The 21274-nt window shown below is 74.5% G+C and carries 21 protein-coding genes; 11 read left to right on the top strand and 10 right to left on the bottom strand.

The window, feature by feature from the left end; genetic code table 11:
• Nucleotides 1-99: 99 nt before the first annotated feature.
• The gene (locus AB0F68_RS09355; RefSeq protein ID WP_357334740.1) at nucleotides 100-981 is read left to right on the top strand and encodes an ROK family protein; all 882 of its coding nucleotides are present in this window, start codon (nucleotides 100-102) and stop codon (nucleotides 979-981) included.
• Nucleotides 978-2087: an N-acetylglucosamine-6-phosphate deacetylase gene (nagA, locus tag AB0F68_RS09350; RefSeq protein ID WP_357334290.1), complete on the top strand. Its 1110-nt coding sequence runs from the start codon at nucleotides 978-980 to the stop codon at nucleotides 2085-2087. The genes AB0F68_RS09355 and nagA overlap by 4 nt, the downstream gene beginning before the upstream one ends.
• 29 nt (nucleotides 2088-2116) lie before the next feature.
• Here the strand turns inward: nagA and AB0F68_RS09345 are convergent, their stop codons facing one another.
• A complete protein-coding gene (locus AB0F68_RS09345) occupies nucleotides 2117-3328 on the bottom strand; it encodes a DUF4032 domain-containing protein (protein ID WP_357334287.1) in 1212 nt (403 codons plus the stop codon).
• Nucleotides 3329-3466: 138 nt separating this feature from the next.
• Here AB0F68_RS09345 and AB0F68_RS09340 point away from each other — a divergent pair, with 138 nt between their 5' ends.
• Both AB0F68_RS09340 and AB0F68_RS09335 read left to right on the top strand, forming a co-directional pair.
• A complete protein-coding gene (locus tag AB0F68_RS09340; protein WP_357334737.1) occupies nucleotides 3467-4201 on the top strand; it encodes a phosphatase PAP2 family protein in 735 nt (244 codons plus the stop codon).
• Between the two features lie 9 nt (nucleotides 4202-4210).
• Nucleotides 4211-5452 carry an APC family permease gene (locus AB0F68_RS09335; protein WP_357334285.1) on the top strand — a complete coding sequence of 414 codons (1242 nt, stop codon included), beginning with the start codon at nucleotides 4211-4213 and terminating at the stop codon, nucleotides 5450-5452.
• 6 nt (nucleotides 5453-5458) lie between these two features.
• Here the strand turns inward: AB0F68_RS09335 and AB0F68_RS09330 are convergent, their stop codons facing one another.
• From AB0F68_RS09330 to AB0F68_RS09320, 3 genes are read right to left on the bottom strand one after another with little or no spacing between them, the layout of a single operon-like run.
• Complete coding sequence (locus AB0F68_RS09330) at nucleotides 5459-5812, bottom strand: hypothetical protein (protein WP_357334283.1); 354 nt, start codon at nucleotides 5810-5812, stop codon at nucleotides 5459-5461.
• Nucleotides 5809-6282: a hypothetical protein gene (locus AB0F68_RS09325; RefSeq protein WP_357334281.1), complete on the bottom strand. Its 474-nt coding sequence runs from the start codon at nucleotides 6280-6282 to the stop codon at nucleotides 5809-5811. Before AB0F68_RS09325 ends, AB0F68_RS09330 begins: the two co-directional genes overlap by 4 nt.
• A gap of 35 nt (nucleotides 6283-6317) precedes the next feature.
• A complete protein-coding gene (locus tag AB0F68_RS09320; RefSeq protein WP_357334733.1) occupies nucleotides 6318-8048 on the bottom strand; it encodes an NAD-binding protein in 1731 nt (576 codons plus the stop codon).
• A gap of 140 nt (nucleotides 8049-8188) precedes the next feature.
• Between AB0F68_RS09320 and AB0F68_RS09315 the strand changes: the two genes are divergently transcribed.
• From AB0F68_RS09315 to AB0F68_RS09300, 4 genes are all read left to right on the top strand, one after another.
• Nucleotides 8189-8680 (top strand): MSMEG_6728 family protein, encoded by a 492-nt coding sequence (locus AB0F68_RS09315; RefSeq protein WP_357334279.1) that lies wholly within the window; start codon nucleotides 8189-8191, stop codon nucleotides 8678-8680.
• A gap of 38 nt (nucleotides 8681-8718) precedes the next feature.
• Nucleotides 8719-10248, top strand: coding sequence for an FAD-dependent oxidoreductase (locus tag AB0F68_RS09310; RefSeq protein ID WP_357334276.1), 1530 nt, complete (start codon nucleotides 8719-8721; stop codon nucleotides 10246-10248).
• A 73-nt stretch (nucleotides 10249-10321) separates the two neighbouring features.
• Nucleotides 10322-11464: a hypothetical protein gene (locus AB0F68_RS09305; protein ID WP_357334273.1), complete on the top strand. Its 1143-nt coding sequence runs from the start codon at nucleotides 10322-10324 to the stop codon at nucleotides 11462-11464.
• A 214-nt stretch (nucleotides 11465-11678) separates the two neighbouring features.
• On the top strand, nucleotides 11679-12119 hold the full coding sequence (locus AB0F68_RS09300; RefSeq protein WP_357334270.1) for an HNH endonuclease: 441 nt from the start codon (nucleotides 11679-11681) through the stop codon (nucleotides 12117-12119).
• Nucleotides 12120-12204: 85 nt separating this feature from the next.
• On the opposite strand, the gene AB0F68_RS09295 is transcribed toward AB0F68_RS09300, so the two are convergent.
• Together AB0F68_RS09295 and AB0F68_RS09290 are read right to left on the bottom strand one after the other, a co-directional pair.
• Nucleotides 12205-12972 carry an enoyl-CoA hydratase/isomerase family protein gene (locus tag AB0F68_RS09295; RefSeq protein WP_357334268.1) on the bottom strand — a complete coding sequence of 256 codons (768 nt, stop codon included), beginning with the start codon at nucleotides 12970-12972 and terminating at the stop codon, nucleotides 12205-12207.
• A 105-nt stretch (nucleotides 12973-13077) separates the two neighbouring features.
• Entirely contained in the window at nucleotides 13078-15477 is a 2400-nt protein-coding gene (locus tag AB0F68_RS09290; RefSeq protein WP_357334266.1) for a M4 family metallopeptidase, read from the bottom strand.
• Nucleotides 15478-15648: 171 nt separating this feature from the next.
• Here AB0F68_RS09290 and AB0F68_RS09285 point away from each other — a divergent pair, with 171 nt between their 5' ends.
• Nucleotides 15649-16104, top strand: coding sequence for a hypothetical protein (locus AB0F68_RS09285; RefSeq protein ID WP_357334263.1), 456 nt, complete (start codon nucleotides 15649-15651; stop codon nucleotides 16102-16104).
• 113 nt (nucleotides 16105-16217) lie between these two features.
• Here the strand turns inward: AB0F68_RS09285 and AB0F68_RS09280 are convergent, their stop codons facing one another.
• Together AB0F68_RS09280 and AB0F68_RS09275 are read right to left on the bottom strand one after the other, a co-directional pair.
• On the bottom strand, nucleotides 16218-16829 hold the full coding sequence (locus tag AB0F68_RS09280) for a histidine phosphatase family protein (protein WP_357334261.1): 612 nt from the start codon (nucleotides 16827-16829) through the stop codon (nucleotides 16218-16220).
• A 66-nt stretch (nucleotides 16830-16895) separates the two neighbouring features.
• The gene (locus AB0F68_RS09275; protein WP_357334259.1) at nucleotides 16896-17315 is read right to left on the bottom strand and encodes a VOC family protein; all 420 of its coding nucleotides are present in this window, start codon (nucleotides 17313-17315) and stop codon (nucleotides 16896-16898) included.
• A 191-nt stretch (nucleotides 17316-17506) separates the two neighbouring features.
• On the opposite strand from AB0F68_RS09275, the gene AB0F68_RS09270 reads away from it, so the two are divergent.
• Nucleotides 17507-19387, top strand: coding sequence for a hypothetical protein (locus tag AB0F68_RS09270; RefSeq protein ID WP_357334257.1), 1881 nt, complete (start codon nucleotides 17507-17509; stop codon nucleotides 19385-19387).
• On the opposite strand, the gene AB0F68_RS09265 is transcribed toward AB0F68_RS09270, so the two are convergent.
• Together AB0F68_RS09265 and AB0F68_RS09260 are read right to left on the bottom strand one after the other, a co-directional pair.
• The gene (locus tag AB0F68_RS09265; protein ID WP_357334255.1) at nucleotides 19356-19784 is read right to left on the bottom strand and encodes a helix-turn-helix transcriptional regulator; all 429 of its coding nucleotides are present in this window, start codon (nucleotides 19782-19784) and stop codon (nucleotides 19356-19358) included. The genes AB0F68_RS09270 and AB0F68_RS09265 overlap by 32 nt on opposite strands.
• Nucleotides 19781-20647: a sigma-70 family RNA polymerase sigma factor gene (locus AB0F68_RS09260; RefSeq protein ID WP_357334253.1), complete on the bottom strand. Its 867-nt coding sequence runs from the start codon at nucleotides 20645-20647 to the stop codon at nucleotides 19781-19783. Before AB0F68_RS09260 ends, AB0F68_RS09265 begins: the two co-directional genes overlap by 4 nt.
• 142 nt (nucleotides 20648-20789) lie before the next feature.
• Between AB0F68_RS09260 and AB0F68_RS09255 the strand changes: the two genes are divergently transcribed.
• Nucleotides 20790-21254, top strand: a complete 465-nt coding sequence (locus AB0F68_RS09255; RefSeq protein WP_357334251.1) for a carboxymuconolactone decarboxylase family protein — start codon at nucleotides 20790-20792, stop codon at nucleotides 21252-21254.
• The last annotated feature ends 20 nt before the right edge of the window (nucleotides 21255-21274 follow it).

Genomic DNA, 21274 nt, shown 5'->3' with positions numbered 1-21274 from the left:
GAGTGAGCCGGGGTTGCGAGCACCGCAGTCGCGAACACAGGGGGCACCGTGACCCCAGGCGACGAGGTCGTCGTCGCGCTGGACGTGGGCGGCACCGGGATGAAGTGCGCCCTGGTCCGGCCGGACGGCGCCACCGTGCACGCCGAACGGCACGCCACCGATGCGGCGCGCGGCCCGGAGGCGGTGGTCGACACGATCCTCGACGTGGCCGAGGGGCTGGCCGGCAAGGCCCGCGCCGACGGACTCACCCCGGTGGCCTGCGGCATCGCCGTGCCCGGGGTGGTCGACGAGGCCCGCGGGATCGCCGTCTGGTCGGCGAACGTGGGCTTCCGGGACGTACCCCTGCGGGAGCTGGCCGGGACGCGGCTCGGCCTGCCGACGGCGCTCGGCCACGACGTGCGGGCGGGCGGCCTGGCCGAGGCGCGGCTCGGCGCCGGGCGGGACGCCGGCCACGTGCTCTTCGTCGCGATCGGCACCGGCATCGCCGCCGCCCATGTGGTCGACGGGTCGGCCGCCGTCGGCGCGCACGGCGCCGCCGGGGAGATCGGCCACATCCTGGTACGCCCCGACGGCCCGCGCTGCGGCTGCGGCCGCCCCGGCTGCCTGGAGGCGGTCGCCTCGGCCTCGGCGATCGGCCGCCGCTACGCCGAGCTGTCCGGCGCCCCGGCCACCGCCGCCGAGGTGGCCGACCGGGCGGCGGCCGGTGAGCCGCTGGCCCGCCGGGTCTGGCGGGAGGCGGTCGAGGCGCTCGCCGACGGCCTGGCCACCGGGCAGGCGCTCTTCGACGTGGCGACCATCGTGATCGGCGGCGGGCTGGCCCAGGCCGGGCCCCGGCTGTTCGACCCGCTGCGCGCCGCGCTGCGCGAGCGCCTGACCTTCCACCGGGAGCCGCGCCTGGTCGCGGCCGCCCTCGGCGACGAGGCCGGCTGCCTCGGCGCCGCCCTGCTGGCCCTGGACACCCTGGCAAAGGAGAGCCGATGACCCTGCGCGTGACCGGCAAGGTGGTGACCCCGGCCGGCGTGATCCGGCAGGGTTGCGTGGAGATCACGAAGGACCGGATCAGTGCGGTCGCCGAGTACCCGACGGTGCGCGACGGGCACTGGATCGTGCCGGGCTTCGTGGACATGCACACCCACGGCGGGGGCGGGCACACCTTCACCACCGGTGACGCGGAGTCGGCCCGGCAGGCGGCCGACTTCCACCTCGGGCACGGCACCACCACCCTGCTGGCCAGCCTGGTCAGCTCCCCGCTCGCGCTGATGCGCGAGGCCACCGCCGCCTTCCGGCCGCTGGTCGAGTCCGGGGTGCTGGCCGGCATCCACTTCGAGGGGCCCTACCTCTCGGCGGACCGCTGCGGCGCGCAGAACCCGGAGTTCCTCCGCGACCCGTCGATGGAAGAACTGACCGAGCTGATCGAGCTGGGCGGCGGCGCGGTCCGGATGGTCACCCTGGCGCCCGAGCGGGACGGCGCGCTGGAGGCGATCAAGCTGCTCGTCGGGCAGCGCGTGGTGGCGGCGGTCGGGCACACGGACGCCACCTGGGAGCAGACCCGGGCCGCCGTGGCGGCCGGCGCGAGCGTCGGCACCCACCTGTTCAACGGCATGCGCCCGGTGCACCACCGCGAGCCGGGGCCGGTGGTCGCCCTGCTGGACGCCCCGAACGTGGTCTGCGAGCTGGTCGCCGACGGGGTGCACCTGCACGACGGCATGCTCGGCTTCGCCACCTCGGTGGCCGGCCCGGAGCGGGCCGCCCTGATCACCGACGCGATGGCCGCCGCGGGCATGCCCGACGGGGAGTACGAGCTGGGCGGCCAGGCCGTCACGGTGGCCGACGGGGTGGCCCGGCTCAGCCGGGACGGCGCGATCGCCGGCAGCACGCTCACCATGGACGCCGCGCTGCGGCACGCCGTCGCCGCGGGGATCGCCCTCCCGGACGCCTGCCGGATGGTCGCCACCACCCCGGCCCGGGCCATCGGCCTCGGCGACCGGGTGGGCGCGTTGCAGACCGGCCTGCGGGCCGACCTGGTGGTCCTGGACGACGACCTCAACGTGGTCCGGGTGATGCGCGCCGGCGCCTGGGTGGAGTGACGCTCACCGGGTCGCGGCGCGGCCCGGGCTCAACCGGCGGTGGGCACCTCGACGCCGAGCACCGCCTGCTCGTCCGGGCGGTGCACCAGCACGTCGGCCAGGTACGACTGCACCGCCTGACGCATCCCGACGTCCCGGCCGGCCCGCTCGGAGAGCAGCCACTTGTGCTCGATGATCTGGGCGAACAGCTCCTGCGGCTCCAGCTTGCGGCGCAGGTGCGCCGGCACCGCCCGGACCACCGGCTCGAACACCTCGGTCAGCCAGCGGTGCGCCGCCTGCTGCTCGTCGGTCAGGTCGCTCTCCACCCGGTACGCGTCCAGGTCGTTGAGGAGCTTGCGGGCCTGGTTCTCCTCGGCGTCCAGGCCGGTGAGCCGGAGCAGCCGCCGGGTGTGGTAGCCGGCGTCGACCACCTTGGGCCGCACCAGGTACCGCCCGTTGTCGACGGTCGACATGGCCACCTCGGCGACGTCGAAGCCCAGCTCGTTGAGGCGGCGGATGCGGCCCTCGATGTCGTGCCGGGCCGCCCGCTCGATCTGCTGCTCGTAGGTGATCTCGTGCCAGAGCCGCTCGTAGCGCTGCACGACCTGCTCGCAGACCACCTCGGGGTCGATCGACTCGTGGAGCAGGCCCGCGGCCTGGAGGTCCAGCGCCTCGCCGAAGATGTTGACCCGGGCGATCTCCAGGTCCTCACCCCGCTGGCCGTTGGAGAGGGTGGGGTGCAGCGCGCCGGTCTCGGCGTCGACCAGGTAGGCGGCGAAGGCGCCGGCGTCCCGCCGGAACAGGGTGTTGGACAGCGAGCAGTCGCCCCAGAAGAAGCCGGTCAGGTGCATCCGGACCAGCAGCACCGCCAGCGCGTCGAGCAGCCGGTTCATGGTCTCCGGGCGCAGCGTCCGGGAGAACAGCGCCCGGTAGGGCAGCGAGAACTGGAGGTGCCGGGTGATCAGCACCGGGTCGAGCGGCTCGCCCTCGTCGGTCTGCCGGTCGGCCACGATCGCGATCGCCTCGACCGACGGGAAGTCGATCCGCTCCAGCGCCCGGAGCAGGTCGTACTCCCGCTCGGCGACCCGCTCGCCGGTCTCCTTGACCGCGTAGACGTAGCCACCGAGCCGGACGAAGCGCACGATGTGCCGCGAGATGCCCTGGGGCAGCGCGACCAGGTGTTCGGCAGGCCACTCCTCCAGCGGGGTCGACCAGGGAAGGTCGAGCAGCGCCGGGTCGACGAGGGCCGAGGTGATCCGCACGGGGACCAGTGTGACCGCTCACCCCCGCGGAGCGCTTCCCTTCGTGGTTGGGCCCACAGCCGCCGCCGCCCGCGCCGGTCCGGCGCCGCGGGCGGCCGGTAGCGTGGTCGCGTGCGGGAGACCACAGGGGTACGCCGGATGCCGCGGCTCCGGCCCGTCCGGCCGGCCGGCTGGTGGTTCGACGGGCTGCTGCTCGCCGCGCTGGTCGGGCTGACCGTGGCGCTGGCCAGCGGCCACCTCCTCGGCCTGGACCGGGCCGTCGCCGACTGGGCGGACTCGCACCGGCCGGCCGCCGCGTACTGGGTGGCCCGATTGCTCAACTTCCTGGGGCAGGGCACCCCGCTGACCCTGCTGGCCGCCGGGGTGGGCCTGGTGGTGGGGCTGCGGCTCCGCTCGGTGCGCCCCATCCTGCCGCCGGTCGTCGCCTTCCTGCTCACCAACCTGACCATCGGCCCGCTGAAGCTCTCGACCGACCGGGCGGCGCCGAGCGCCAGCATCAAGCCGCCCTACCTGCCGGAGGCGGACACGGTCCGGATCTTCCACACTGACGGCGTGTACGGAATGTCGTACCCGTCGGGGCACGTGGCCAACGCGATCGTCTGGTACGGCGTGCTCGCCCTGCTGCTGCCGGCGCTGCTGCGCATTGTCGGCCGGACCGTCCCGGCCCGGCTGGTCACCGTGGTCCGGGTCCTGCCGCCGCTGATCGTGCTGAGCACCACCACGTACCTGGGCTGGCACTGGCTGACCGACTCGGTCGCCGGGCTGCTGCTCGGCCTGCTGCTGGACCGGCTGCTGCACCGGGTGCCCTGGGACGACCTGCCGTTGCCCCGCCCGCTGGGCAATCGGGACCGGCCGTTCACCTCCGTCGCCTAGCCTGCGCTGGTGGCACAACTCGCGCGCCGGCTGGGCGTACCCGACGCGGTCGTCATCGGGCTGGGGTCGATGCTCGGCGCGGGCGTCTTCGTGGTCTTCGCCCCCGCCACGGCGGCGGCCGGCGGCGCCGGCCTGCTGGTCGCGCTGGCCCTCGCCGGCTTCATCGCCTTCTGCAACGCGACGAGCTCGGCCCGGCTCGCGGCCCGCTACCCGGAGTCCGGCGGCACCTACGTCTACGGCCGGGAACGGCTGCACCCGTTCGCCGGATTCGTGGCCGGCTGGGGCTTTGTGATCGGCAAGACGGCGAGCTGCGCCGCCATGGCGCTGACCGTCGGGGCCTACCTCTGGCCGGGGCGGGCGCGGCTCGTCGCGGTCCTCGCGGTGGTGGCGGTGACCGCCGTGAACCTGCGCGGGGTCGGGAAGACCGCCGCCGCCACCCGGGTGCTGGTCGTCGTGGTGCTCACCGTGCTCGCCGCGGTGGCGGTGACCGGCGTGCCGCACGTCGCGCCCGACCGGCTGGCCGGCTTCGCCGACACCGGGATCCGGGGCGTGCTGACCGCCGCCGGCCTGCTCTTCTTCGCCTTCGCCGGTTACGCCCGGATCGCCACCCTCGGCGAGGAGGTGCGCGACCCGGAACGCACCATCCCGCGGGCGGTTCCGCTGGCGCTCGGCGTGGTGCTGGCGATCTACCTCGGGCTGGCCGTGGTCGCGGTCGGGGTGCTGGGCGAGCAGCGGTTGGCCGCCTCGACCGCGCCGCTGGCCACGGTGGTGACCGCGGCCGGGCTGCCCGGCCTGGCCTGGCTGGTCCGGGCCGGGGCGACCGTGGCGGTGACCGGGGTGCTGCTCTCCCTGCTGGCCGGGGTCGGCCGGACCACGCTGGCGATGGCCCGCCGCCGGGACCTGCCGGGCGCGCTGGCCGCCGTGCACCCGCGCTACCGGGTGCCGCACCGCGCCGAGCTGGCCGTGGCCGCCGTGGTGATCGTCGTGGTGTCCCTGGCCGACGTCCGCGGCGCGATCGGCTTCTCCAGCTGCACGGTGCTGGTCTACTACGCGATCGCCAACGCCTCGGCGCTCACCCTGGGCCGGGACCCGGCCCGGAAGCTGCCGGTGCAGCTGCTCGCCGCGCTGGGGCTGGTCGGCTGCCTGCTGCTCGCGGTCAACCTGCCGCCGGCCAGCGTGCTCAGCGGCTTCGGCGTGCTCGCCCTCGGCGCCGGCTGGTACGCGCTCCGCCACACCGCCCGCGCTGCCTGACCCGGGTCACTCGGTCGCCCGTGGGTGGCCGGCACCGGCATAGGTCAGCCACACCGTGCGCCGGTCGTCGTCTATGAGGTACCAGATCCGGCCGCCGCCGGCCACCTCGTACTGCCAGCGTTCGAGGGCCTGGCCCTTCCACTGGACGGTGGCCAGCGAACCCTTGAGCCGGTGATGCCGTTCGGGGTTGGCCTTCGACCGTGGGTCCGCCCGCAGCGCGTCGTACGCCCGGCGCAGGTTCGTCGGCACCTGCCGGGCGAGCTGCTCCCAGCCGTCGGCGGCCGCCGACTCGGCGAAGCGCAGCTCGTACTCGCCGGCGACGGCGGGCGGTGCCGCCCGGTCGCCCCGCTTGGGGCTCACCGCTGGGCGTCCGGCGCGGGCACCGGGCCGAAGTCTCCGCTGGGCTCCCGGCCGACCAGCTCCAGCAGAGTGGGATCGGCGTGGATCTCGGCGGTGTGCCGCCACTGGGTGAGCAGGACCGCGACGGGCGACAGGTTCTCCAGCGAGGCCGCGCCCTGAGCGACCGTGGTCAGCTCGCCGAGCAACTGGTCGACGTCCTCGTCGGGCAGGAAGGCCACCCAGGGCAGCGCCTCGCCGAGCACCCGACGGACGGCTGCCAACGGCTCGGTGCGCACCATGCCGGCCAGTAGCCGGGCGGTGAAATCGACGACGACGGCGTCCCGTTCCAACTGGTCGGCGCGGGTCAGCGCGAGGTCACCGGCGTCCCGGCGGCGCAGCCGCAGGGCGCGTACGTTCTCCAGCCGGTCGGCCGTGGCGGCCGGATGGTGGAGGAATTCGCTGAATGGAAGCTCTTCATAGACCGCGCCCACAACCTCCACACTACCGTGGAAGTCGGCTCACCGGGTCATTCGTCCGCCTGGCGAGGAACCGGCGCGCCGGCCGGGGCGGGCGGCGGCGCCGGCGTGGTCTCCCGGAGCAGGGCGGTCAGCCCGGCCCGCCGGGCCACCACGGTCAGCCGGTCCCCGGCGTGGATCACCATCCGCGGGTCGGTCGACCAGTCCGTCTTCTGCCCGGCCCGGGTGTACGCCAGCAGGCGCACCTCGCCGGGGCGGGCCACCGCGGCGAGCGGCCGGCCGTCGAGCGGGGAGCCGGCCACCACCGGCACCTCGGTGACCAGCAGCGCGTGCCGGTCGACCGGGATGGTGGCGATCACCGCGCGGTCCAGCATGGCGGCCGCGAACGCCGGAGCGGCCAGGTACGACACGCTGCGGGAGATGCCGATGCCGAACGCCTGCTGGATCCGCTCGGCGAAATCGCCGTCGAAGAGGCGCAGCACCACCCGCAGGTCGGCGTCGAGCGAGCGGGCGTTGAGCGCGGCGCGGAGGTTCGCCCCGTCGTCGGTGGAGACCACCACCAGCGCCTGGCTGGTGTCGACGGAGGCGGCCCGCAGGGTCTCCTCCTGGCCGGCGTCCCCCACGATCAGCGGCACGCCGAGCCGGTGCGCCAGCGGCGCGCCGCGCGCCTCCGGGTTCTTGTCGATGGCCACCACCTCGACCCCGAAGTCGTGAAGCTGCGCCATCACCCGGGTGCCGATGTTGCCCAGCCCGACCACCACCACGTGCCCGGACCGGTCGGGCTGGATCCGGCCGGCGTGCAGGGCGAGCCGGGCGTTGACGATGCCGTCGACCACGGCGGCCGTGATCAGTGGGATCAGCGCCAGCCCGGCCAGGTTGAGCACCACCTGCATGACCTGGGCGGCGGCCGGCTTGCCGAGATCCGGATCCTGCCCGCTCAGCGTGGTGACGAGGGTGAGGTAGAGCGCGTCGGACCAGTTGACGCCCGCGGCCCGGGCGTTGAGCCAGCCGAGCACGGCGATCACCGCCAGCAGCACCAGCACGGCCACGCCGATCTTGCGGGTGGCGAAGCTGCGGACGGCGCGGAGCAGCACCGCCACCGGCTGCCGACGACGGCGGGCCCGGACCAGCCGGCGGGCGGCCAGCTCGGTGCCGGGCGGCCGTCCGGTCGCCTCGGCCAGCACCACGTCGGCGGAGGCCTCGTCGGCCGGCAGCACCCGGACCAGCTCCGGGTCTTCCGTGACGGCCAGCCCGCTGACCACGTCCTGCGGGCGTACGTCGGCGCGGCGGGCCACGTAGAGGGTGCGCCCGGCGTGCCGGAAGTGGGTGGGGGCCAGCTCGCCGAGGGCGGCGGCGACGAAGGCCGGGGCGGAGATCGAGGCGTCGGAGAGCACCGCCGAGTCGGGGAAGAGCTGCCGCACGCCGTTGGCCAGGCTGGTGTTGAACATCCGGACCACCAGGCGCAGCCGGGGCTCGACCTCCTGGGCGCAGAGGGCCGCGTGCATGTTGCCCACGTCGTCCTGGTGCAGCAGGGCCAGCCCGTCGGCCCCGGCCAGCCCGGCCCGGCGGAAGGTGGCCTCGTCGAGCCGGTCCGCCCGGACGACCTGGACGCCCGGGATGTCCCGCCCGTCCGGCCCCTCGGAGCGGCGGCGTTCGGGCACCACCAGGGTCACCCGGACCCGCTCGGTGGGCCGGTCGGTGGCGAGCAGCGCCCGCACCACCCAGTAGGCCAGCGGGTCCGAGCCGCAGACCACGTAGTGCGGGCGGACGTCGCCGTTCATCTTCAGCCGCCACCCGGTCGCGCGGCGCGCGCGGTCGCGGAGGGGCTCGGCCATGCCCGGATCGTAGTCAGTCGCTCGCAGCGCGCGCAGCCCCACGATCATGAACGCATGGTGCCCGCCAGTACGGGTAGAGCACCGGCATGCAGACGTTCCTGCCGTATCCGGACTTCCTGGCCAGCGCCCGGACGCTGGACCAGAAGCGGCTGGGCAAGCAGCGGGTGGAGACCATCCAGGTGCTGCGCGGGCTGACCCGGCCGGACTACGGCTGGCGCAACCACCCGGCGGTGAAGATGTGGGCCGGATACGAGGAGGCGCTGACCCGGTACGGCCTGGACATGTGCGCGGTGTGGTGCGAGCCGGGCCGGGCGGACACCTGCGCGGCGACCATGGCCACCGACCTCGCGACCGCCTGCGGCATCGCCGTCATCCGCACCCAGCCGGAGCTGGCCGAGGCCGGCGAGCTGCCGCCCTGGCTGGGGCGGGAGGACCTGCACCGCAGCCACCGATCGTCGCTGCTGCGGAAGGACCCGGCGCACTACGGCCCGCAGTTCGGCGACGTCCCCCTCGATCTGGAGTACGTCTGGCCGGCCTCGGACCGGCCGCGGCGCTGCCTGCTGCCGTCGGAGGCGTGAACCGGCAGACTGGGGGCTCCCATCGGGCGGAGGCGCAGGTGGCACTGTCGCAAGTGGTCGGCCGGCTCATCGGCGTACGCGAGCATCTGGTGGACCCCGGCGGCGGTGGCGCCCCGCGCGTGCCGCGCCCGGTGCGGGCGGTGGTGGTCGGCGGCGGCATCGCCGGCATGTCGGCGGCGGTGGTACTGGCCGAACGCGGCGTCGAGGTGACCGTGCTGGAGGCGGCGCCGCACCTGGGCGGCCGGCTCGGCGCCTGGCCGGAGGAGCTGCCGGACGGCGCCCAGCACAACGAGCACGGCTTCCACGCCTTCTTCCGGCAGTACTGGAACTGGCGGAGCATCCTCCGCCGGGCCGACCCGGGCCTGGGTTTCCTCAGGCCGGTCCCCGGCTATCCGATCCTCTCCGCGCAGTGGCCGACCGAGGAGTTCGGCCGGCTGCCGCCCGCGCCGCCGGCCAACCTGCTCGCCCTGCTGCTGCGCAGCCCGAGCCTGCGCCTGGCCGACCTGCGGGCGATGGACCGCGACGCGGCGCTGCCGCTGCTCAGCTACGACCCGGTGCGCACCTATGCCGAGTTCGACACCCGGACCGCCGACGAGCTGCTCACCTCGCTGCGGCTGCCGGACCGGGCCCGGGCCATGCTCTTCGAGGTCTTCTCGCACTCGTTCTTCAACCACGAGGCCGAGATGTCGGCCGCCGAGATGATCGCCCAGTTCCACTTCTACCTGCTCGGCAACCCGGAGGGGCTGGCCTTCGACTGCCCGGACCGGGACTACGCCACGGCGATCTGGACGCCGCTCACCCGGCACGTCGAGCGGCACGGCGCCCGGGTACGCACCGGCACGGCCGCCGCCCGGCTGGACCGGACGCCGGACGGCTGGCGGGTGACCACCGTCGACGGCGACGCCCACGAGGCCGGGCACGTGGTGCTCGCCGTCGACCCGCCCGCGCTCGCCGCACTGGTCGCCGCCTCACCGGGCCTGGTCGCGGCGGCGCCGGAGCTGGTGGCGCGGATGCCCGCGTTCGGGCGGCCCGGTCCGCCGTGCGCGGTGGCGCGCTACTGGATGGACGGCGACGTGCGCGCGGACCGGGCGGTATTCAGCGGGGTGTCCCGGCAGCCCACCCTGGACTCGGTGACCCTCTACCACCGGCTGGAGGACGAGCCGCGCCGCTGGGCGGAGCGGACCGGCGGCTCGGTGGTCGAGTTGCACGCGTACGCCTGCGAGCCGGACGTACCGGCCGACGAGCTGGCCGAGCGGATGCGGGTGGAGCTGACCGCGCTCTGGCCGGAGGCCGCCGGCCTGCGGGTACGCGCGCTGCGCGCCCGGGTGGCGGCGCAGGCTCCGGCGTTCACCCCGGGCAGTCACGCCGGGCGTCCGGGGGTGCGCACCGACGCGGCCGGCCTCTATCTGGCCGGCGACGGGATCCGCACCGAGTTCCCCAGCGCCTTGATGGAACGGTCGGCGGCGACCGGGATCGTGGCCGCCAACCACATCCTGCGGGCGGAGGGGGCGGCCGCCGAGCCGGTCCGTTCGGTCCGCCCGCGCGGCCTGCTGGCCGGCCGGCGCTGATCCAAAACCGGTCATAAGCCATCAAAAGCTGCACTAGGCTCGACTGACTCCGTCGGCACGGGAGGTCGGGAGGGTGAGCACGGCGCTGCGGGTGGACGACGACCGGGACGACGCCTACGGGCTGCTCCGGGACGAGCGGGCGTGCGTCGTCACCGCCCTGCGGCTCGGCTGGTCGATGGCGGACACCTACCACCACGCGCAGACCGCCGACCTGGTCGACGGCGCGGACCGGCCCACGGCCGCCCCGCCGAAGCTCTCCAACGTCACCGAGATGCCGGGACGGCTCCGGCTCCGGATGAACCTGGACGGGGTGGAGGTGGCGCTCGCCCAGATCGCCGCGCTCACCGCGCCGGGCCGGCCGCTGCCGTCCACGGCCGCCGCCCGGGCCGCCATCGGCGCGGACCGGGAGCCGCTGCTGCTCGCCCTCGACGAGCTGAACGTGGACGTGCTGCGCTGGACGATGGCCACCAACCACCGGGTGGGGCTGGCGTACCGGCTCGGCCGGTCACTCGCCGACACCGTCCGGCACGGCGACGCCGACCAGCTGGTCGGGCGGTTCGGCGGCCGGCAGGTCCAGCTCAGCCGGTGGCTGGACGAGCTGGCCAGCGTGCTGCCCCCGTATTCGGCCGCGGTGGTACGCCACTCGCTGACCGCCTGGGCGGCGGCGGTCACCCGGGCGGCGGTCGGCGATCCGGGCGAGGCCGGGCTGGCGGAGCTGGCCCGCGAGCTGCGCAACCAGGGCGAGCTGTGGCGGGGCGTGCTGACCGGCGGCCTGCACCCGCGCGACCTGCTGGACGAGGAGAACTGGGCCGTGGTGGCCCGGAATCTGATCATCCGGGACCGGAAGCTGGTGGTGCAGGCGGCCCGGGGGATCTTCTGGCCGGTGCTCGTACCCCTGCTGGTGGTGCTGCTGGCGGTGGTCGGGGTGAGCGCCGCGGCGGCGGCCGGCTCCCCCACCACTCGTGCGGCGGTCGCCCTGGTCGGCCTGGGCGCCGGGCTGACCGCGATCTGGCGGTCCGTCTCCACGCCGGCCCTGTCGGTGGCCGCCGAGGTGAACCGGCCGCTGCTGGAGAGCGAGCTGGTGGTGCAGATGGCCGCCCGGATCGGCCGGCCCCTCGCCGTGGCGCGGGCGGCCGGGCGGGCCGGGCGGCAGCGGCCCCCGTCCGACGGTGGATCGAAATACGTTGCCCGCCTTTCGGGCGTGGATCTACCGTGAGCGCGCAAGGTCAACCGCCGCTCGGGGAGCCGTCGATGTCGCTGTGCCACGCCACCACGAGGCCGTCGTGGCTGCTCAGCGACGGTTGCCGAGCGGAAGGTCGGCATGCCGGAAAGCCCGACTGACGCGCCCGCGCGTCCGCGTCGTCGCCGCCCGGTCCCGTGGACCGGGCGGCTTTTTGCTGCCGTACCACCGATCGTGAAGGGAGAGCCCGGTGGACGCCGTCCTCGTCATCAACGCCGACCTCGGCCCGCTGCACCGGGTCACCGTCCAGCACGCGATCCGGATGCTCTGCCGGCGGGTCGCCGAGATCCACGAGGCCGAGCCGGACCAGGTGATCGGGGTCTTCCCGATGCCGCGGGTGGTCCGCCTCGTCCGGTACGTGGTGACCCGCTGGCGGTTCAGCGCCGGCCCGGCCTGGTCGCGGGGCGGGGTGCTGCGCCGCGACGGCCGGCGGTGCGCCTACTGCGACGGCCCGGCCGGCACGATCGACCACATCCTGCCCCGCTCGCGCGGCGGCCGGAACACCTGGGGGAACACCACCGCCGCCTGCTACGGGTGCAACCAGCGCAAGGGCGACCGGACCCCGGCCGAGGCGGGCATGCCGCTGCGGCGGGAGCCGGTGACGCCGAGCTGGGCCTCCCTGGGGCGGTGACGAACGGCCGGCGGGCACAGGGGGTCGCGTCGGAGGTACGCCTCCGGCGCGGCGCCCGCCGGTCCCACGGGTGACGGGGTGACGATCAGCCGGCGGCCGGCGGGGTCCAGCCGAAGCGCGGTGGCCGGCGCTCGGCGACCGCCGCGATCCCCTCGCGGGCCTCGCCGCTCTCCCGCACCTGCCCGTGCCACCAGGCGATCCGGTCGGAGTCGGCGCGCTCGTCGACGATCTCCTTGGCCGCCGCCACGGTGAGCCGGGAGCGCTCGGCGATGGTGGCGGTCATCGCCGCCACCCGGGCCGCGAGCGCGTCGGCCGGCAGCACCTCGTCGACCAGCCCGATCCGCAGCGCCCGCTCGGCGTCGACCAGTTCGCCGGTGAACAGCAGATGCTTGGCCGCGGACGGCCCGACCAGCCGGGCCAGCCGCCGCGTGGCCGGCGCGGGATAGACCAGCCCCAGCCGCGCCGGGGGTACGCCGAACCGGGCGTCCGCCGCGGCGAGGCGCAGGTCGCAGGCGACGGCGAGCTGGCAGCCGCCGCCCACGCAGGCGCCCTCGATCGCGGCCACGGTGGGCCGGCCGAAGGCGGCCAGCCGCTCCTCGGCGGCCACCGCGATGCTGCCGTCCCCGGCCTCCAGCAGCTCGTCCAGGTCGCCCAGGTCGGCGCCGGCGCAGAAGGTGCCGCCCGCCCCGGTGAGCACCAGCACGCGCACCGCCGGGTCCGCCTCCAGGCCGTCGAGCAGCACCGGGAGCTGCCGCCACATGGCCGGCGTCATCGCGTTGCGGCGCGCCGGGTTGTGGATCACCACGGTCGCCACCGGCCCGGTCACCGTGACGGTCAGCTCCGCGTCCGACATGTCTCCCCCTCGCGCCGCCGGTCCTCCGGCGACCGTAACGGCGGGGCCCGGTGACCACCCGCGTGGGGTGGCCGCCGGGCCCCGCGGTCGGGCGGTCAGGTCAGGTCAGGAGACGTTGACCGCGGTGTCGTCGATCACGAAGGAGGTCTGCAGCGAGGAGTCCTCCGTGCCGGTGAACTTCAGGGTGACGGTCTGGCCGGCGTACGAGGCCAGCGAGAACGACTTCTGGCTGTACCCGGTGGCCTTGTTGAGGTTCGACCAGGTCGCCAGGGTCGCCAGCACGCCGCCGGACGAGTTGAGCACCTGCACGGTCAGCTTGTCGTACTGGACGCTCGTGGTGGTCTCCGACGAGTCGATGTGCAGCCAGAAGGTGAAGTTGTAGGAGGTGCAGCCGCTCGGCAGGCTCACCGACTGGGAGAGCGTGTCGGTGTGGGTGCTGCCGTAGCCGTCCAGCCAGGCGTTCCAGGTGCCGCTACGCGCCGGCTCGCCGCTGGAGCCGTACTGGCCGATGACGCCCGAGGTGGACGCCCAGACCGTGTTGCCGGACTCGAAGCCGGGGTTGCCGAGCTTCTGGCCGGCGCCGGTGCAGCCGCCACCGGTGCCGTTCACGGTCAGCGTGTAGGTCGCCGAGTGGCTCACCGAGCCGGCGCCGGTGACGGTCACCGCGTAGGTGCCGGAGGGGGTGCTCGCCGTGGTGGCGATGGTGAGCGTGGACGAGCCGCCCGAGGTCACCGAGGACGGGCTGAACGACGCGGTGGCGCCGGTCGGCAGGCCGGACGCGGAGAACGTCACGGTCTGCGCGGTACCGCTGGTGGTGGCGGTGGCGACGGTGGTGGAGACCGAACCGCCCGCGGTCACCGAGCCGGAGGTCGGGGAGAGCGAGACGGAGAAGTCGTTGCCGGTGGAGCCGCAGGGCGCGTCGTTGCCGGCCACGTTCACCGCGGTCCACGCCGCCTGGACGGTCCTGTACTCGGTGGAGCAGTTGCCGTACAGGTCGGTCGCCGCCTTGAGCGTGTAGGCCCGGGCGGTGTTCGACGGGGTGGTGTTGTTGACGTACGAGGTGTTCGAGGTGAAGTACACGTCGAGCGCCCGGTACCAGATCTTCTCCGCCTTGGCGCGGCCGATGCCGGTCACCGTCGGCGCCGAGCCGCAGACCGGCGACGTGCCGTACGCGGTGGAGCCGGTGCCCTCGGCGAGGTTGAAGTAGAAGTGGTTGGCCACGCCGGAGGAGTAGTGCACGTCCTTGTTCTTCGTGCTGGTCGACCAGCAGGAGTCGGACGAGCCGTCCAGCGACGGGTTGTACATGTAGCGCAGCGGCGTACCGTTGCCGTTGATGTTGATCTTCTCGCCGACCTGATAGTCGCCCGGGTCGCTCGGCGCGGCGGCGTAGAACTCCACCATGTTGCCGAAGATGTCGCTGGTGGCCTCGTTGAGGCCGCCGGCCTCGCCGGAGTAGACCAGGCCGGAGAGGGCCTCGGTGACGCCGTGGCTCATCTCGTGCCCCGCGACGTCGAGCGAGACCAGCGGGCGGGAGTTGCCCGAGCCGTCGCCGTAGGTCATCTGGGAGCCGTCCCAGAAGGCGTTGACGTAGTTGCTGCCGTAGTGCACCCGGCTCGGCACGCCCGTGCCGTTGCCGAAGATGCCGTTGCGGCCGTGGATGTTCTTGAAGTAGTCGAAGGTCTTCGCGGCGCCGAAGTGGGCGTCGACGCCGGCGGACTGCCGGTTCGAGTTGGTGCCGTTGCCCCAGTTGTTGTCGGGGTCGGTGAAGGTGGTGCAGGTGCCGCCGGTGGTGTTGTTCATGTCGCAGGTACGGCCGTTGCCGTGCGACGGGTCCACCATCTGGTAGGTGCTGCCGGAGAGCGTCGTGTCGATGCTGACCGTGCCGGTGTAGATGCCCTGGCCGCTGCCGACCACCATCTCGATCTCGTCGTAGGAGCCGATCACCGCGCCGGTCGTCGCGTCCGTGATCACGTGCAGCCTGGACGGCGTCTGCTTGTCCGCCCGCCAGCCGCTGGCGACGGTCTCCCAGGCCAGCCGGCCCTTGCCGGAGCTGGCGTCGACGAAGAGCTCCGGGGCGCCCACCGAGGTGAGCGAGCCGGAGAAGGCCTTGCGCGCGCTGGCCTTCGCCGCGGCCGAGCCGACCTTGGCGGTGGTGGTCAGCGTGAGCGGCGCGGCCAGCCCGACCGAGGTCCCGGCCAGCGTGCCGTTCGGGGCGGTGTGGACGACGAAGTCACCGCCGTAGACGCGCAGGCCGTGGTAGGTCCGGGTGTAGCGGGTGTGCGCGGCCCCGGAGGAGTCCACCTTCGTGCGGACGGCCTGGTACGCCTCACCGCCGGCGCCCTGGACGGCACCGGGGTTGACGCGGAGCAGGCTGTCCGCCCGGGTTGCGGCGGCGGACTCGGGGGACGGGGCGCTCGGGGTTGCCGCGTGCGCCGTGGTGGTGACGCAGGTCAGCACGCCGCTGGTGAGCAGTGCTGCGCTGACGGCGGCGAGGGATCTTTTCACGGGCCCTCCTGAAGGGGGGAAGTTGTGACGGGGGTAGTCACTGATGTAGATATAGCGATACATCGAAGAACGTGAAAGGGTGTGAGCGCTTTCCTGCCGGAGACACTGACCGTTCGGATGAGGTGGCGGAGCGTGTCGGAACCGGCTGGCCCCGCCGTGCGTCCGATCGGCATGAGAGCCACCCCCGTCGCGGCGACCCTCCTCGCCGCGCTCCTCACCCCGCTCGCCGGCTGCGCCCAGAACGGTGGCGCACCCGCGTCGGAGGGCCCGGCCACCGCGGCGCCGGGCGTGCCGGTGGTGCTGACGAAGTCCGGCGGCATCGTCGGGCTCCAGGACACCGTCACGGTGCAGCCCGACGGCCGCTGGACCCGGGTCGACCGGGGCGGCGCCTCCCGCACCGGCCAGCTCAGCGGCGCCGACCTCGACCGGCTGCGGCACCTCGCCACCGACCCGCGGCTGGCCGCCGAGGCGACCGCCACCGTCCCGGCGACCATGTGCGCGGACGCGTTCAGCTACCAGCTCACCGTCGGCCCGACCACCACGGGCTACGTGGACTGCCCGCCGCAGGCCACCCCGCCGCCCGCCACCGCCGCCGTGGTCGACCTGCTCACCCGCGCCACCGACTGACCCGGGCCCTCACCACCGGCTCCGGGCCCGGGCGATCATGAGGTTGGCGGTGCGGTATGTCCGCTTCGACGCCGCCAACCTCATGATCGACGGCGGGGGTCCCCGGGAGGGGGTCAGAAGTGGTAGGCCGGGGGGAGGCCGGTGGCGCGGAGGTCCGGGGGGAGGTGGGCCACGTCGTTCTGAGCGATCAGGGTGGGCGGGGCGGCGGGGGTGTAGCGGAGGACGGTCAGGCCGCAGTTCTGGTGGTTCAGGCCGATCCAGCGGCGCTCCGGGGCCTCCAGCGCGTGCCGGACCAGCCAGGCGACCAGGAAGTTGTGGGTGATGATCAGCTCGCGTACGTCACCCTCGGCGGGTGCGGTCGCGAAACGGGCCACGGCCTCCGCCGTCCGGCGCGGCCCGTCGGCCCGCTCGCGCTCGGTGAACCCGGCCAGGAAGTTCGCGTACGCCTCAGGCAGGCCGGCCGGGTCGGTGTCGTGCGGCAGGTGGTCCCCGACGCGGTCGTCCTCGTACACCGGGATGCCCGGCAGCGCGGCCGCGACCAGCTTGGCGGTCTCGGCGGCCCGCCGCGCCGGTCCGTGGTGGACGGCCGCGAACGGGGTCCCGCGCAACCGCTCGCCCAGCAGGGTCGCCTGCCGGCGCCCGCGCTCGGAGAGGCCGGTGTCGGCGCCGTCCTCCGGCCGGTCCTGCTCGCCGTGCCGGACCAGGTAGAGCAGTCGGCTGGGCACTCGGGTCACCTCCAGGGTCGGGAGAGGTGAGACTAGCGGGCCTCTCCCGGCCCCGGGGCGCGCCGATCAGGCGCGCGGGTGCATCTGGCCGATCCGGATCCGGTTGCCGAACGGGTCGCGGATCCCGAAGTCGATCCCGTACGGCCGCTCGGTCGGCTCGTCGGTGACGTCCACGCCCTTGGCCACCAGGTCCTCGTACGCCTTGCGCGCGTCGTCGGTGGTGAGGCAGAGCCAGCCACTCATGGCGCCCTTGGTCAGCAGTTCCCGGACCCGCTCGGCGGTGGCCGGGTCGAGGGCCGGCGGCCCGGGCTTCTCCAGCAGGATCTCGTGCTCCGGGTCGCCCGGCACGTTGACCGTGAGCCAGCGCATGAAGCCGAGGTCCTGGTCGGTGTTCACCTCGAGGCCGAGCTTGCCGACATAGAAGTCGAGCGCCTCGTCCTGATCGAGCACGTAGATCTGGGAGCGGGAAATCGAGGTCATCGTCATGCCTGAACGCTAGAGCAGCCCGCTGACCTGCTGCTTATCCAAAAGTGACGGGTTGGTCGACCGCCGCCGCCGCAGGCGACGCAACAGGTTCCGACCTGGGTCGTTTGTCCGCACGGGACAGCACGCAACGTGATCAACTGTTAACTTGCTGGCCACCCAGCTGCTCCACCGGCGACTCAGAGGGATCGCAGATGCACGTGATGCTTGCCTGGTTCGCCACGGCTCCGCTGCCGGCGCCCCTGCGGGCCTCCCGCCTGGACCGGTTCGAGCGGGCCGCAGCGGAGGTGGTGCCGGAGACCTGGCGACGCCAGGAGTTCGGCGGTGACGACTGGGGCGTCCTGGTTCTGCACCCGGCCGACCCGGGTGCCTACCGGTGGTCGACGGTCGCCAACGAGGGCGCGGTGACCGCCGTCTCGCTGGGGATTCCGGTCGGGCTCGACGCGGCCGCCGGCCCGGCCGCGCTGGCCCGGCGGCTGCTCGCGGGGGAGGACATCCACCGCGAGGTGGTACCGCCGTTCGGTCTGCTGGCGCTGGACCGGGACCGCTTCGCCCTGCAACAGGACTGGCTCGGCATGGCGCGGGTGTTCACCGGCGCCGCCGACGGGGTGACCGCCTGGTGCACCCGCCCCGGCCTGCTCGCCGCGTTCCTGCACGGCCAGGTCCGGCCGGACGTGGCCGGCTGGACCTCGTACACCCTCTGCGGTCACTTCGGCGGCGACCTCTCGCCGATCGACGGCACCCGGCTGCTGCGCCCGGGCGAGCGGGTCACCGGCCGCCGCCGGGCCGACGGCGGCTGGCACCTCGACACCGAGCTGCGCTACGCCACCGACGACGTGGTGTGCGGCGGGTACGCCGACCAGGGACGGCCGCTGGACGAGCGGCTGGACCGGGCGGCCGACGCCCTGACCCGCGCCGCGGCCAGCCTGCATCCGCTGCACGACGCCGAGGTCACCCTCGGCCTCTCCGGTGGCAAGGACTCGCGGCTCATCGCCGCGACGCTGATCGCCGCCGGCCACACGCCCCGGCTGGTCACCAACGACGACACCCGGGCGGAGGGCGAGGTGGCCCGCCGGCTGGTGCAACTCCTCGAGGAGAAGCGGGGAATGCGCCCGGACCACCGGACCGTGCCCGCCGGCGCCCCGGCCAGCGTGCTCGCCACCGGCCTGCGCGAGCGGGCCCGACGCCTCGCCCACCTGCACGATTACCAGTTCCCCTCGACCTACCTGGCCCGCCCGGTGCGCGCCCGGCTGCATGAGGCGACCCGCGCGGCGAGCCTCACCGGCGCGGCCGGCGAACTCGCGGTCGGCTACTGGTACCCGGCGGCCGACGCCGATCCCGCCCCCACCCCCGAGCAGGCGGGCCTGACCAAGCTGCTGGCCGGCGTGCCGCACGCCGCCGCGGCGCCCGAGGCGCTGGCCGCCGAACGGGACCGCGTCACCGCCGTGCTGGCCCACGCCCGCGGCCTCGGCCTGCGCGGGGAGCACCTGGTCGACTACCTCTACCTGGTCGAGCGGATGCGCCGATGGTGCACCTCCGCGTACCTCACCGGGATGGTCACCCCGTTTCTGGCGCCGGGCTTCGTCGCCACCACGTTCGCCCTCAGCGTGGCCCAGAAGCGCGGCCGGCTGCTGCACACCGCGTTGATCGCCCGGCTGGTGCCCGAATGGGCGGAGGTGCCGTTCGTCAGCGCCGCCACCGGTCCGTCCACCGCCACCAGGGTCTGGGAGGGTGACGGTGTGGCCGCCGTCGCCGACCTGCTGGACACCGCGCACGGGCCACTCACCGGACTGATGCGCCGCCCGGTCGTGGAGCAGACACTGCGCAAGGCGGTCCGGGGCGGCCGGCCCGACCCCCGGGTCCTCCAGCAGTTCACCGCGCTGGCGGTGGCCTCGGAGCGGCTCGAACCCGGCACCACCCGCCCGTCGACCGGCGGCACCTACGCCCGCGTCACCGCGCCGCCGCGCCCCCGTACGCCGGAGAAGGGCCGGCTGGACGCGCTGCGCTGGATCCGGCGGACCCGGCTCGGCGACCGGCTCTGGGTCACCGTGCGTCGTCGCGTGCGCGGCCGCTGACCGCCGCGCTCGGCCGCATCCACGCCATGGTGAAGCAGCTCGGCACGGCCGCCACCGTCGCCTTGCGCTGGCGGTAGGCCGACGGTGACTCACCGACGATGTCGCGGAACGTCCGGCTGAACGTGCCGAGGCTGCCGAAACCGACCAGGTGGCAGACCTCGGTGACCGGGTGGTCGGTCTGCACCAGCAGGTACATGGCCCGCTCGACGCGCCGCCGTTGCAGGTAGCGGTGCGGGGTCTCGCCGAACGTGGCCCGGAAGGTGCGGATGAAGTGCGCCGGCGAGACGTGCGCGATCCGGGCCAGCGCCGGCACGTCGAGCGGCTCCGCGTACGCCCGGTCCATGGCGTCCCGGGCGCGCAGCATCGCCCGGTTCGACTCCTCGACGGCCCGGCTCACCCCACCACCAGGTCGAGTTCGCGGAGCTGGTCGGGGTCGGCCACCACCTCGATGGCGATGATCCGGTCGGTGACCGTGAAGCTGAGCGCGAGGCGGGTCCGGCCGTCCACGACGACCACCGCGCCGGGCATCCCGTCCACGAACGCGGGGACGGCGCCCTGGGCCCGGCCGTTGAAGAAGCCGGCCACCACCGAGGAGCCGCGCGACTCCGCGGTACCGCCCAGCCGCACCGCGGCGGCGTCGCTGCGGACCACCACGTACGGGTCGAGGAGGGTGACCAGGTCGTCGAAGCGGCCTTCCCGGGACGCGGCGAGGAACGCCTCGACCACCCGGCGCTGGCGAGCGGGGTCGGTGACCGGATCGGCCGACCGGGTCTGCACCCGGCGCCGTGCCCGGCTGGCGATCTGCCGTACCGCCGGGGTGGTGCGGTCCACCACCGGCGCGATCTCCTCGAAGGAGACGGCGAACATGTCGTGCAGCACGAACACCAGCCGCTCGGTGGGGCCGAGGGTGGTCAGCACCACCTCGAGCGCCTGGCCGACCGACTCGGCGAGCAGCGCCTCCTGCTCCGGGTCCCGCCCGCCGACCGGCTCCCCCGCCGGCCCGTCCCCCGCCTCGTCGGTGGCCTCCTCGTGCCGGGCGCTGGCGGAGCGCAGCCGGTCCAGGCACACCCGGCCGACCGTGGTGGTCAGCCACCCGTGCAGGTTGTCGATGGCGTCGACGTCGGCGCGGCTCAGCCGGAGCCAGGTGTCCTGCACGGCGTCGTCGGCCTCGGCGGCGGAGCCGAGCATCCGGCGGGCCACCGCGCGCAGGCGGGGGCGCTGCTCCTCGAAGCTGCGGACCAACAGGTCGGTGTCGCTCACGGCCTCGCCACCCCCACGGCCTCCGGTGACCGCCGTCACATGTGTCACGCCGCCGGTCCCGTTCTCGACAACCCGGTGACGGACGACGGCAGCGGCCGCGCGGCGAACGCCGGCCAGCCTAACAGGACAGGACGGACGGAAAATGGCTCTCGAGGCTCGCATCCAGAACCCGGCGGCTCTCCTCCCCGACACCGTGAAGGCGGTCAACCTGCTCTACAAGTCGGCGCACTCGGCCGGCGTGCCGGCCAGCACCCTGGAACTGGTCCACCTGCGGGCCAGCCAGATCAACGGGTGCAGCGCCTGCGTCGACTCCGGCGCGCGCGACGCCCGGAAGAACGGCGAGACCGAGGAGCGGCTCTTCGCGGTGGCCGCCTGGCGGGAGACCCCGTACTTCACCGACGCGGAACGGGCCGCGCTCGACCTGGCCGAGCACGCGACCCGGCTCGCCGACCGGAGCGACGCGGTGCCGGACGAGGTGTGGGACGAGGCGGCCAGGCACTTCGGGGAGAAGGAACTGGCGGCTCTGGTGCTGTGGATCGCCACCACCAACTTCTTCAACCGGATGAACGCCACCACCCGGCAGCCGGCCCCGCAGAACTGGGGCTGACCGAGGATCGGCCCGGGGCG

Origin of the sequence: Micromonospora sp. NPDC023966, assembly GCF_040639095.1 — a bacterium.
Classification (GTDB): domain Bacteria; phylum Actinomycetota; class Actinomycetes; order Mycobacteriales; family Micromonosporaceae; genus Micromonospora.
The sequence above is the reverse complement of the archived record's forward strand: the minus strand, read 5'-3'. Positions and strand labels throughout refer to the sequence as shown.